The following is a 12,478-nucleotide window of genomic DNA, read 5'->3' on the forward strand; positions in this document are numbered from 1 at the left end:
TAGCAGCAGGGGGGCGGTGCTAAATGGCCGGGATTTCGTCCCACAGATGGGTGATGAAACCGGCCACCAGCGGCGAGCTGTCGCCCTCGCGGGTGGCAATGCCCATGGCCAGATACGCGCCCTCGTCGGTCAGCGGGATATAGCGCACCCCCGGCAACTGCACGCAGTTCAGTGGCGAGGGCAGGATGGCGATGCCAAGGCCGGCCGCCACCAGGCCCACCTGGGTGGTGGCCTCACCCGCTTCCTGGGTGATGCGTGGCTCGAAGCCCTTGGCCTCGCACAATTGGCGGATGACCGTGTGCAGGCCGGTACCGGCGCTGCGCGGATAGCTGATCATGCCCTCGTCGCGCAATTGCCCCAGCGACAGGCTGGGCTCACCTGCCAGCGGGTGGTTGCTGTTGATCACCACCAGCAGCGGGTCGCGCCGCAGCTCCTGCACCACTATCCGGTCTGCCGGAGACAGGCCGTTGAAACGCACGAAGCCGACATCGATATCCTGCTGCTGCAAGGCGGAAAACTGGTCGGTGGTGAACATTTCGCGCAAGGTCAGCCGCACTGCCGGGTAGTGCTGGCGATAGGCATGCAAGGCGGCGGGCAGGATGGGAGTGAGCGGCAGGGAGGAGGTAAAGCCGATGCGCAACTCGCCCACCTCGCCACGCGCGGCGCGTCTGGCCTGTTCGGCGGCCTCTTCGGTATCGGCCAGAATGCGCCGCGCGCGTTGCAGAAATTGCTGGCCGGCGGCGGTCAGTTCCACCTTGCGCTTTTCCCGCAGAAACAGGGCCACGCCCAGCTCGGCTTCCAGTGCCTGGATTTGCTGGGACAAGGGCGGCTGGGCGATGTGCAGGCGTTCGGCGGCGCGGGTGAAGTGCAGTTCTTCGGCAACCGTGACGAAATAACGCAGGTGGCGCAGTTCCATATTGATACTTTTAAAGTATTAATAATTGAATAAAGATATATTGGACTGCTGTTTTGTCAAGGGCTAAGCTCGAATCCTGTATCACTGCTACCGGTTTCATCATGCCTCCCGATTCTGCTTCCTGTGCTGCTACGCTACATGCAGGCCCTGCTTCTGCACAGGAGAACACCATTTCCCCCAGCGCCCGCCTGCAAGCCGGTTCGCCCGCCTTTCGCGCTACTGCGCGTGCCATGTTTGTCGGCGGCTTCTGCACCTTTTCCATGCTGTACAGCATGCAGCCGCTGATGCCGATGTTTGCGCAAGACTTTGCCCTGAGCCCGGCTGCCGCCAGCAGCGTGCTGTCGGTGCCCACCACCGGCCTGGCGCTGGCGCTGATTCCGGCCAGCTTTCTGGCAGACAAGGTGGGGCGCAAGCCGGTGATGAATATCGCGCTGAGCCTGGCCGCGCTGCTGATGCTGCTGGCGGCTTTTGCCCCCGGCTTTCAGCAGTTTCTCTATCTGCGTGCCATTTTCGGGGTGGTGCTGGCCGGTTTGCCGGCCGTGGCCATGGCCTATCTGAGCGAAGAAGTGGAGCCCTTGTCACTGGGCCATTCCATCGGCCTGTATATCGCCGGTAATGCGCTGGGCGGTATGAGCGGGCGCTTTCTGGCCGCGGTGATTGCCGACCACTTTGGCTGGCGCGCAGCGGTGCTGGCGCTGGCCGTGCTGGGCCTTGCCGGTGCCATCGAGTTCTGGCGCAGCCTGCCGGATTCGCGCCATTTCAAGCCGGTGCCATTGAATATGGCCGAACTGCGGCGGGACGTGGGCAGCCATTTTGCCGACGGCGGCCTGCCCTGGTTGTTCCTGTCAGCCTTCCTGTTCATGGGCTGCTTTGTCAGCCTGTACAATTACCTGGGTTTCCGCTTGCTGGCCGCACCGTTCAACCTGAGCCACAGCGTGCTGGGCTTTGTGTTCTCGCTGTACATGGTGGGCATCTGGGCCTCGGCCTGGGTGGGGCGCATGGCCGACCGCTTTGGCCGTCGCAATATGTTGTGGCTGATGGTGGTGCTGATGGCCGCCGGGCTGGTGTGTACGCTGGCGGATTCGCTGTGGCTGATGGTGCCGGGCATTGCGCTGTTTACCTTCGGCTTTTTCGGTGGCCATTCGGTGGCCAGCAGTTGGATTGGCCGTCGTGCGCAACGCGGCAAGGCGCTGGCCTCGGCGTTTTACCTCACTGCCTATTATCTGGGTTCCAGTGTGGTGGGTTCCTTCTCCGGCCTGCTGTGGGGTATGGGCAAATGGAATGGTGTGGCGGCGATGATTGCGCTGGGCTTGCTGGCACTGCTGCTGATTGCCCTGCGGCTGCGCAAGCTGGAGCCGCTGGCGGTTTAGTTTCCAGACAGTGCCAGCCATGAAAAACGCCGTGGACAATATCTACGGCGTTTTTCATGACGGAGTGATTATTGGTAAGAGAAAGTATAGGTGGCAATGGCGGTTAAGCTTCCTGGTGTGATTGGGCCTGTCCGGATAAGTCTTGCCGTGAGTGGAATGGACTGGGTACCCGAGAGATTGTTAAATACAAGAAATTGATTTGCTGTACCAGGATTGGCAGAGTCAGGCCCGAATTTGACCAAGCTGCCATCTGCTTTGGTAATTTGCACGGCAACGCCCTTTGCTATTGAGCTGGGGACTAATGACAATCTATCGCTTCGGTTTGCTGTATTGGTATTGTCAGTCATTACCATGTAAGTGTTAATTCCACCAGGGCAGGTGAGCGAGATATTGAAATTGCTTGGCGTGGATGTGCTGCCGACAGCGCTTAGCTTGGTGATGTCTATCGAAGGAAGAGTAACGAAAATATTGTTGGTATTGACAGTGCAGGTAGCGGCGGTCACTGTCAAGGTTGCGCTCTTCAAGAAGATCGGGCTGGATCCTGCGGCAAGAACCGTAGGGCCATCACGCATTTGAATTGTTCCAATTTGTTGACTGGGAATATTGGTGATGCCACTCTTTAATGGACCTGTGATGACATAGCGGAATAGATATTTTACACCCAGGGTTTTACCACCATCAGTAGTGGAGAACATTTGTAGTGCTGTACTTCCTAATGGCGTCAAGACTTTGTTTGGATCGGCTGCGCCAAGAATATAACCAATGCCTTGTGCTCCTGTAGGGAATACCGGATAGGTTACTCCATTTAGTGTGTAGGTAAAGCCATTTAGCGGTGTTTTGCTGGAAATTATCCAAGTTTGAGGGTTGTGTGAATCTGATGAGATATAGGTGATGCCGGGGCATGAAAAGAAAGAATAGTCTGTCGCAGAGTCTGACCAACTGGCAAGTGAAGTTCCTGGACTCAATGTATTCGCGGGGCCACTCCAACTTATGGAGCTGTTGTTGATATTTAATGTTTTGTAAACCAGGTTTCGCCAGGAAGGTCCTGTGGGATCGTAGCACATTACATTGGCGGCGATGTTTTTGCTTGTGGAAAGTAAAAATAATGCAATGAATATTTTTGACATTAATTTCATGAAAAATTGATCCTCGATTTTTATGAAATCATTGTAGATTTATCGCCGGGAAGAAATTTATTATTTTTACATGTATTATTCTTGCATGTAATGCAGAATTTTCTGTACGTATAGTTTTGTGGAGTATAAACAAAACGCCGTGGACACAATGCCACGGCGTTTTGTGTTTTGGCCCGCAGGCCAAGGTGCGGGTATCAGCACTCCACTACGTTGACCGGTACTTCGATCACATTGATGGCCAGGCCGCCACGTGCGGTTTCCTTGTACTTGGTGCTCATGTCGCGGCCAGTGTCGCGCATGGTCTTGATTACGCGGTCCAGCGACACGCAGTGCTGGCCGTCGCCGCGCAAGGCCATGCGCGCGGCATTGATGGCCTTGATTGAGGCCATGGCATTGCGCTCGATGCACGGCACTTGCACCAGGCCGCCCACCGGGTCGCAGGTGAGGCCCAGATTGTGTTCCATGCCGATTTCCGCCGCGTTTTCCACTTGTTCCGGCGTGCCGCCCATCACCTCGGCCAGCGCACCGGCCGCCATCGAGCAGGCCGAGCCCACCTCGCCCTGGCAGCCTACTTCGGCACCGGAGATGGAGGCATTGAGCTTGAACAGGATGCCGATGGCACCGGCGGTCAGCAGGTAGCGCACGATGCCGTCTTCGCTGGCACCCGGCACAAAGCGGGCGTAGTAATGCATCACCGCCGGGATGATGCCGGCGGCACCGTTGGTGGGAGCCGTCACCACACGGCCACCGGCGGCGTTTTCTTCGTTCACCGCCAGTGCGTACAGATTCACCCAGTCCATCACCGTCAGCGGGTCGCGCAGCGCGGCTTCCGGTGCGGCCAGCAGCTTCTGGTACATGTCGGCGGCGCGGCGTTTTACCTTCATGCCGCCGGGCAGGGTGCCTTCGCGCTGGCAGCCGCGTTTGACACAGGCTTGCATCACGCCCCAGATGGTGAGCAGGTCGCGGCGCACTTCTTGCTCGCTGCGCCAGGCCAGTTCGTTTTCCAGCATGATCTGGCTGATGCTCTTGCCCTGTTCCTTGCACAGTGCCAGCAGTTCGGCGGCGGTATTGAACTGGTGTTTGAGTTCGGTAACGCCCGGCGGGGTAAAACCGGCTTCGATGGCCGCTTCATCCACCACAAAGCCACCGCCTACCGAATAGTAGGCGCGCTTGGACAGGCTGTTGCCGTCGGCGTCGAAGGCTTCAAAAATCATGCCGTTGGGGTGGTAGGGCAGGGTTTTGCGCTTGTGCAGGATCAGGTCGTCCGGCTCATTGAAGGCAATGGCCTGCGTGCCCAGCAGCTTCAACTGTTTTTCGCGGCGGATGGTGGCCAGGATATCCGGCACGGCGTCGGTATCCACCATGTCGGGCAGTTCGCCCGCCAGGCCCAGCAATACTGCAGTGTCCGAACCGTGGCCCTTGCCGGTGGCACCCAGTGAGCCATACATCTCGCTGCGCACGCGGCGGGTGGCTGTCAGCAGGCCGTCTTTTTCCAGCCGGGCGACAAACTGGCGCGCGGCGCGCATCGGGCCGACGGTGTGGGAGCTGGACGGGCCGATACCAATCTTGAACAGGTCAAAAACACTGATTGCCATGATGTTCTCTTGTCTGATGCAGGCAGTCCGCCGCGCGGGCCGCCGGTGTTGCGGGTAGGGGGCTGTCGTCTGCGGGGAGACAGCCTGTGTGTCATACCTTAGCGTGTCATGCTTGCTGCAGGCTGACTGTTCTGCTTCCGGCCATCAGGCGTCGTGAAGCGTCAAGTTGCTTGCGGGGGGCCAGACAGGCGTGGGTCTGTGGCGGCAGGCGGGCGGGCCGAAGCAGGCAGGGACCGTCGCTTGCCAGCCCACCGGGCAAACCTGCCCTGGCAGACTTCACGCGGCGCAGCCCCCTCTGTCCTTTTGCCTGAGAGATTGTGATCGCGGGGCGATCTTCCTTCGGCGAGACCGCAGGGCAGATGCCCGGGTCTTCTCTCCAGAGAGCCAGACGATGGTGCAGTTCTTTTGCCTGAGAGTTTCTGGGGCGATACCCCTTCGGCGTCACCGCTGGGGTGATCTCTCCTGCGCCATCCAGTACGGCTGGCTGGCACTGTAGATAAGCCGGGAATGGCTGTCAACGCCAATATTGACGCGGGTTTTGATGTGCGCTTGCAGCATGCGGCGGGCAAATGCAAAAAGCCGCCTGCAAGCTGCATGGCGGCTGGAAGTGGCGGCGTAGAAAATCAGTTGGCCACGGTAAAGCGCTGGCGGCTGTGACGCGGGGTTTGGGCTTCATCGGCAATGGCCACGGCCAGGTCGGCCACGCTGATGCCGGCGGGCTGGTCGCCATCCATCAGCAGTTCATCACCGCCCAGACGGTACTGGCCGCTGCGCTCGCCCGGTGCCAGCAGAGCCGGCGGCGACAGGAACACCCAGTCCAGCACGGTTTCCTGTTGCAAGTCTGCCAGCGCCTGGCGGGCGCCTTCCGCGCCTTCCTTGTATTCGGCGGGGAAGTGCGGGGTGTCGATCAGTTGCACGCCCGGTGCCACATACAGGCTGCCGGCACCGCCTACTTCCAGAAAGCGCGGGACACCGGCCTGCTTCACGCCGGCCACAATGGCGGCATGGCCCTTGAGGAAGAGGGCGCGGATGTCGCTCTTGTCCCAGCCCGGATTGAAGGTGCTGATCACCATATCGTGTCCGGCAACCGCCTGGGCAATGGCGGCGGCATCGTAGGCATCGGCCTTCACCGCCGTTAGTTGCGGGTGGCTGGGCAGGCGTTCCGGACGGCTGACAATGGCCGATACCTGGTGCTGGCGTGCCAGCAGTTCTTGCAATACGGCGGAGCCGACAAAGCCGGTGGCACCAATCAGAGCGATTTTCATCTTGCTTTCCTTTCGTATAGTGGATGGATTGCAGTGTAATAGCTTGCTGCATGGCTGATAATCGGGCAATACTGGTATTGATAAATTAGCAGGACTTAACAATATGGATATCTTGCGCCGCATGGCCGTGTTTGCCACCGTGGTGGAGCAAGGCTCGATGGTGGCGGCGGCACGCACCCTGAGTATGACACCATCGGCGGTCAGCCAGCACATCAGCAAGCTGGAGTCGGAACATGGCGTGTCCTTGTTGCACCGCACCACGCGCAGCCTCACCCTGACCGAAGCCGGCAGCCTGTTCTATCAGGGCTGTGCCGACATGCTGGCTGCTGCCCGGCTGGCCGAGCAACGCCTGAGCGAGCTGCGCGATGCCCCGGTGGGCGAATTGCGCCTGTCAGCTCCCACCGGCTTTGCCGGACCGATGCTGACCGAGGCGCTGGCTCCGCTGCTGGCGGCCTATCCGCGCCTGAGCCTGAAGCTGTTTTTCCATGACGAAATGATTGATCTGGTACAGCACCGCATCGATCTGGCCTTGCGCGCCGGCGATCTGAAAGACTCCTCGCTGGTGGCGCGCCATCTGGCGGACTGGGAAAGCGTGCTGTGTGCCGCACCGTCTTATCTGGCGCGTCATCCTGCCATCACCACCCCGGCGCAACTGGAACAGCACCAATGGGTGATGCTGGACCATGAACGCAGTCAAACCTGGCTGACCATGGAAAATAGTGCCGGTGAGGTGGAACGGCCGCTGGTGGCGCAGCGGGTCAGCAGCAACAATATTCTGGCGGCGCGGCAGTTTGTGCTGGCCGGCATGGGCTTGTCCATCCAGCCGGAACCGGAAGTGCGGCAGGAACTGGCCGATGGCCGACTGCTGCGGGTATTGCCGCAGTGGCGTTTGCCGGCGCTGGGCATTTATGTGGTGACGCCACGGCGTGATGCCCAGCCGGCAAAAGTGCGCTACGCCATCGAAGCCTTGCGCCAGCGCATGCAGCACAAGACCGGGAGTGGTGCATGAGTGCTGCCGCACTGCATCTGCTACAGCAGCGCCTGCATGAGAGTAACTACCTGTTGCTGGACGGGGCGCTGGCCACCGCGCTGGAGGCGCGCGGTTTTGATCTGGCCGACCCGCTGTGGTCGGCACGCGTGTTGCTGGAAGCGCCACAGGCAATCGGCCAATTGCATCTGGACTATCTGCAGGCCGGGGCCGACATCATCACCACCTCCAGCTATCAGGCCAGTTTTGAGGGCTTTGCCCGGCGCGGCCTGGACCGGCAGCAAGCCGCCGGGCTGATGCAGTTGTCGGTTGATCTGGCCTTGCAGGCACGTCAACGCTTCATGGCAGAACAGCCAGAAACAGTGACAGCGCCGCTGGTGGCGGCGTCAGTCGGGCCTTACGGGGCCATGCTGGCGGATGGCTCGGAATACCGGGGTGATTATGGCCTGAGCGTGGCGCAGCTGATGGATTTCCACCGGCCACGGCTGGCGGTGCTGGCCGCCAGCGGGGCCGATTTGCTGGCCTGCGAAACCATTCCCTGCCCGCAGGAGGCCGAAGCGCTGGCGCGCTTGCTGCAGCAGGAATTTCCCGCCACGCCCGCCTGGATCAGCTTCAGTTGCCGCGATGCACAGCATGTATGGCAGGGCGAACGCTTGGCCGACTGCATGGCCATGCTGGCAGCCGTACCGCAAGTGGTGGCGCTGGGGGTGAACTGCAGCGACCCGCGCTGGGTGGCTGCGCTGCTGCAACAGGCGGCCAGCGTGACCGACAAACCGCTGCTGGCCTATCCCAATTCGGGTGAGCAGTGGGACGCTGAGCGCAAGTGCTGGCATGGGCAGGCCAGCCCGGCCCGCTTTGCCGCACAGGCCAGGCGCTGGCACCAGGCAGGGGCCAGGCTGATTGGCGGCTGCTGCCGTACCGGGCCGGCATATATTGCGGCGCTGCGTGCCGCCCTGGATGGCGCAGCCTGAGAGGCCAACCGCCGGTGATGGACCGGCTGCCGCGTTCCGGGCGGGCAGATACTGGCCGTGGCTTCAAATCTTGCGGGTACAGGGTTCGTGTTCCATGGCAGTGAGGATGTCCATCACCTCTGCCGAGGCATCCTCCATGCGGCGCAAGGCCTGCTGTGCCTTGGCAAAGTCCTTGGCATGGAAGGCGTCCAGTGCCTCCTTGCCGAAGTTGTGTACATTGGCGTGCGGTGCTTCCAACTGGGTGTAGTTGTTATTGCCCTTGCATTCCTGCGCACCACGGCCTTCGTAGTACCACTTGCCCAGGCGGCAGTGCTGGTGCGAGGACACCTTGTCCGATGACAGGTCGTGATAGCCGATGAAGGCCTTGTAGATGTCCAGCTTGAACACGATGTGATCCAGCTTCACCACCTCCATGAAGCTGGTGTTGGTACCCTGGGCAATCACCCGTGCCATCTGTTCGCTGACATCCACCATGCTGCGGATGGCATTGGCTGTTGCCACGCCGGTTTCGCGATAGCCGGCCACCTGGCTGGCCGCTTCGGTCACCTGTTGCTTGGTGCTGTGCGAGGCACCTTCCACATCGCCCACCAGGCTGGAAATCTCATTGGTGGCATTGGCCGTGCGTTCGGCCAGCTTGCGTACTTCGTCCGCCACCACGGCAAAGCCACGGCCTTGTTCACCGGCACGGGCGGCTTCGATGGCCGCGTTCAATGCCAGCAGATTGGTCTGGTCGGCCACATCCTTGATCAGCTGCACAAACTGGCGGATCTGCCCGGTCTTGCTGTTGAGCGAGTCCATGGATTCAGCGGTTTTCTGTTGTGCCTGGGCAATGTCATCAAAGCTGTTGGCCAGGGTATCCACTGCGCTGCGGGTGCCATGCAGGGTGGTGACTGCATCGGCGGCGGCCCCGAAATTGTTTTCCATCAGGCTGGCCAGTTCGGCAAACGAGGCGCGGATGCTGGCCAGGCTGCCGCAGAAGTCGCCAAAGGGTTCGATATAGCTCTGGCTGCGCTGCCCGGTAAGCTGTAGCTGCTGCAATTGCTGCTCGGCTTGCTGGCGTGCCTGTTCGCTGTCCCGTAGTTGCTGCTGGCTGTGTTGCAGCGCATTTTCCAGTTCACTCACCCGGTCTTGCAGTTGTTGTATGTGCTTTTTGTGGCTTGAACCAAACATTAAACGAGTCTCCGAGTGCCAATAAGGTTTTATTTAAAGATTTATGCATTTATCTTAAACACTTTGCCGTGTTCTGCCGTGCGCTGACAAAGTTAAACCATGTGCCGCCGTGCGCTTGTCCAGCGTGATTATGCAGATGTACTTGCAGTTGAATGTTGCTTTTTAAATTTCCTGATTTAAATCTTAAGCTCGCAGCGTGGGCAGGGCCTTGCGTCACGTCAGATGATTTTGATAAAGCCAGTGTTGCTTTGGTCTGGTAAATGGCGCAGTCAATGGCATGTTTCTGATAAGTAATTCATTTTTTCTTGCTTAGTTTTCCCGGTGCCGCTTGCTAGATTGCTCACCATCCAACACATAGCCAACTGCGGAAAACACCATGAAGCATTACGCCAAGACTGTCCGTCTCTCCCTGATTGCAGCCTCTCTTGCCTTGCTGGGCAATCTGGCTCACGCCGCCGACACCGTCACCATCGCCTACCAGACCGGTATCGATCCCACCAAGATTCCGCAAGCCGATGGTGCCTATGAAAAAGCCACCGGCAGCAAGATTAACTGGCGCAAGTTTGAAAGCGGTTCGGAAGTGATTGCCGCCGTGGCCTCGGGTGACGTGGTGATCGGCAACCTGGGCTCCAGCCCGCTGGCCGCCGCCGCCAGCCGTGGCCTGCCGATTGTCACCTTCCTGGTGGCCGATGAAATCGGTGACGCCGAGGCACTGGTGGTGCGCAATGGCAGCAAGATTGCCAAGCCGCAGGACCTGATCGGCAAGAAAGTGGCCGTGCCCTATGTGTCCACCACCCATTACAGCCTGCTGGCCTCGCTCAAGCATTGGAATGTGGATGCCAGCAAGGTGAATGTGCTGAACCTGCGCCCCAGTGAAATCACTGCGGCCTGGCAGCGTGGCGACATTGATGCCGCCTATGTATGGGACCCGGCACTGGGCAAAATCAAGGCCAACGGCAAGGTGCTGACCAGCTCGGCCCAAGTGTCCAAGTGGGGCGCGCCGACTTACGATATCTGGATCGTGCGCAAGGACTTTGCCGAGGCCCATCCGGAATTCGTCAACAAGTTTACCAAGGTGTCGCTGGACGCCATCGCCGGCTATGTGGCCAACCCCAAGGCCTTTATTGCCAACAAGGACAATATCGACAAGATCAGCCGCCTGACCGGTGCCGCCGCACCGGACGTGATTGCCGGCCTGCAGGGCAACCGCTTCCTTACCCAGAAGGAGCAGATTGCCCTGCTGCAAAAGCCCTTTGTGCAGGCCGTAGCCAATACCGCGGCCTTTTTGAAGTCGCAGGGCAAGGTGGACAGCCTGCAGGCTGATTACAGCCCCTATGTGAGCAATCAGTTTGTGAAGGCTGCGAAATAATCATGGCCATCCTCTCCGCCAACAAGGTGAGCGTGCGCTATCCCGGTCAGGACCGGCCCGCCTTGTCCGAAGTGTCGCTGGACATCGGTCCGGATGACCTGACCGTGGCACTGGGGCCGTCCGGCTGCGGCAAGACCACCTTGCTGAACCTGTTTGCCGGATTTGTCCAGCCGGATGGCGGCGAGGTGCGCTTTGGTGAAGCCCGGGTGACCGGGCCGGGTGCGGACCGCGCCGTGGTGTTTCAGCACGACGCCTTGCTGCCCTGGCTTTCCGTGCGCGACAACGTGGCGTTTGGCTTGCGCCTGCAAGGCGTGGCCAAGGCCGAACGGCTGGCGCGGGCTGACGAGGTGCTGCGCCTGGTCGACCTGCCGGAGGCCGGCAGTCGCTATAGCTGGCAGCTATCCGGCGGCCAGCGTCAGCGCGTGGGGATTGCCCGTGCGCTGGCCAGCCACTCACAGGTATTGCTGATGGACGAACCCTTCGGCGCACTGGATGCCTTTACCCGCGAGCAAATGCAGGAGCTGCTGCTCAAGGTGTGGCAGCAGGCGCGGCGACGCATTTTCCTGATTACCCACGATATCGAAGAGGCGCTGTTTCTGGCTACCGAACTGGTGCTGATGTCGCCGGGGCCGGGCCGCATTGTCGAAACCCTGCGCCCGGGCTTCAGCCAGCGTTACCGGGCGGGTGAGTCGGCGCGGGCCATCAAGTCCGATCCGGCCTTCATCGCGCTGCGCGAGCAATTGCTGGCCACCCTGTTCGACCATCGCCGTCAGGCCGAGGAGATTGCCGCATGAATGCACTGGAACAGACACTGGAACAAAAACTGGCTGATGTTGCCGTCAGCAACACCGTACCGGACGAACTGCCGGTCAGCAGCCCGCGCGCTGGTAGCTCCCGCTGGCGGCAATACCGTCGCGGCTGGCTCAGCCTGATCAGCCTGCTGGCGGTATTGGGCGGCTGGTGGGGACTGTCGCACAGCGGCATTGTGCCGCCCTTGTTTCTGCCTGCGCCGGAAGCGGTGGTGGCCAAGCTGATCACCGTCAGCACCCAGGGTTTCATGGATGCCACCTTGTGGCAGCACCTGGCGGCCAGCCTGCAGCGCATCGTGCTGGCCTTGCTGGCTGCGGTGCTGCTGGGTATTCCGCTGGGGGTGCTGATGGGCGTCAGCCCGGTGGCGCGTGGCTTGCTGGACCCGCTGATTGAAGCCTATCGCCCGGTGCCGCCGCTGGCCTATCTGCCGCTGATTGTCATCTGGTTCGGCATCGGCGAATTGTCCAAGGTGCTGCTGATTTTCCTGGCGGTACTGGCCCCGGTCATCATCGCCACCAGCCACGGCGTGGTACAGGTCAGCCGTAACCGCCTGCGTGCTGCGCAGACGCTGGGTGCCAGCCGCAGCCAGTTGCTGTGGTTTGTCATCCTGCCGGAGGCTCTGCCGGAAATCCTCACCGGCATCCGCATCGGCCTGGGTACCGGCTGGTCCACCCTGGTGGCGGCCGAGCTGGTGGCTGCCACCCGCGGGCTGGGTTTCATGGTGCAGTCGGCAGCGCAGTTCCTGGTGACGGATGTGGTGATTCTGGGCATCGCGGTGATTGCGGTGATTGCCTTTGCGCTGGAGCTGGGCTTGCGCCTGTTGCAGCGACGACTCGCCCCCTGGCATGGCCAGCTGGATTGAAGATTTCATGGCCGCTGCCTGTGGTG

General features: G+C 60.6%; 11 protein-coding genes and 1 riboswitch. Of the genes, 6 read left to right on the forward strand and 5 right to left on the reverse strand.

What is annotated here, in order from left to right; all coding sequences use genetic code 11:
* Positions 1–19: 19 nt before the first annotated feature.
* Entirely contained in the window at positions 20–916 is an 897-nt protein-coding gene (locus DLM_RS07135) for a LysR family transcriptional regulator (protein ID WP_089084810.1), read from the reverse strand.
* 101 nt (positions 917–1,017) lie between these two features.
* On the opposite strand from DLM_RS07135, the gene DLM_RS07140 reads away from it, so the two are divergent.
* Positions 1,018–2,286: an MFS transporter gene (locus DLM_RS07140; protein ID WP_089084811.1), complete on the forward strand. Its 1,269-nt coding sequence runs from the start codon at positions 1,018–1,020 to the stop codon at positions 2,284–2,286.
* A 68-nt stretch (positions 2,287–2,354) separates the two neighbouring features.
* Here the strand turns inward: DLM_RS07140 and DLM_RS07145 are convergent, their stop codons facing one another.
* The 3 genes from DLM_RS07145 to DLM_RS07155 form a co-directional block, all read right to left on the reverse strand.
* On the reverse strand, positions 2,355–3,422 hold the full coding sequence (locus DLM_RS07145; RefSeq protein WP_089084812.1) for a fimbrial protein: 1,068 nt from the start codon (positions 3,420–3,422) through the stop codon (positions 2,355–2,357).
* A gap of 194 nt (positions 3,423–3,616) precedes the next feature.
* Positions 3,617–5,017 (reverse strand): L-serine ammonia-lyase, encoded by a 1,401-nt coding sequence (locus tag DLM_RS07150; protein WP_089084813.1) that lies wholly within the window; start codon positions 5,015–5,017, stop codon positions 3,617–3,619.
* A gap of 387 nt (positions 5,018–5,404) precedes the next feature.
* A riboswitch (glycine riboswitch) is annotated at positions 5,405–5,492 on the reverse strand.
* A 148-nt stretch (positions 5,493–5,640) separates the two neighbouring features.
* Positions 5,641–6,282 (reverse strand): NAD(P)-dependent oxidoreductase, encoded by a 642-nt coding sequence (locus DLM_RS07155; RefSeq protein ID WP_089084814.1) that lies wholly within the window; start codon positions 6,280–6,282, stop codon positions 5,641–5,643.
* A 103-nt stretch (positions 6,283–6,385) separates the two neighbouring features.
* Here DLM_RS07155 and DLM_RS07160 point away from each other — a divergent pair, with 103 nt between their 5' ends.
* Positions 6,386–7,291, forward strand: a complete 906-nt coding sequence (locus DLM_RS07160; protein WP_089084815.1) for a LysR family transcriptional regulator — start codon at positions 6,386–6,388, stop codon at positions 7,289–7,291.
* Entirely contained in the window at positions 7,288–8,241 is a 954-nt protein-coding gene (mmuM, locus tag DLM_RS07165; RefSeq protein WP_089084816.1) for a homocysteine S-methyltransferase, read from the forward strand. The genes DLM_RS07160 and mmuM overlap by 4 nt, the downstream gene beginning before the upstream one ends.
* Positions 8,242–8,304: 63 nt before the next feature.
* Here the strand turns inward: mmuM and DLM_RS07170 are convergent, their stop codons facing one another.
* On the reverse strand, positions 8,305–9,411 hold the full coding sequence (locus DLM_RS07170; RefSeq protein WP_089084817.1) for a methyl-accepting chemotaxis protein: 1,107 nt from the start codon (positions 9,409–9,411) through the stop codon (positions 8,305–8,307).
* 376 nt (positions 9,412–9,787) lie between these two features.
* On the opposite strand from DLM_RS07170, the gene tauA reads away from it, so the two are divergent.
* Genes tauA through tauC form a run of 3 tightly spaced genes read left to right on the forward strand, consistent with a single transcriptional unit; the run spans position 9,788 to position 12,452 of the window.
* The gene (gene tauA / locus DLM_RS07175) at positions 9,788–10,780 is read left to right on the forward strand and encodes a taurine ABC transporter substrate-binding protein (protein WP_089084818.1); all 993 of its coding nucleotides are present in this window, start codon (positions 9,788–9,790) and stop codon (positions 10,778–10,780) included.
* Between the two features lie 2 nt (positions 10,781–10,782).
* A complete protein-coding gene (tauB, locus tag DLM_RS07180; RefSeq protein ID WP_045847932.1) occupies positions 10,783–11,574 on the forward strand; it encodes a taurine ABC transporter ATP-binding subunit in 792 nt (263 codons plus the stop codon).
* On the forward strand, positions 11,571–12,452 hold the full coding sequence (tauC, locus tag DLM_RS07185; RefSeq protein ID WP_089084819.1) for a taurine ABC transporter permease TauC: 882 nt from the start codon (positions 11,571–11,573) through the stop codon (positions 12,450–12,452). The genes tauB and tauC overlap by 4 nt, the downstream gene beginning before the upstream one ends.
* Positions 12,453–12,478: the final 26 nt, after the last annotated feature.

The organism is Aquitalea magnusonii, assembly GCF_002217795.2.
In the GTDB taxonomy this organism is placed as follows: Bacteria; Pseudomonadota; Gammaproteobacteria; order Burkholderiales; family Chromobacteriaceae; genus Aquitalea; species Aquitalea magnusonii_B.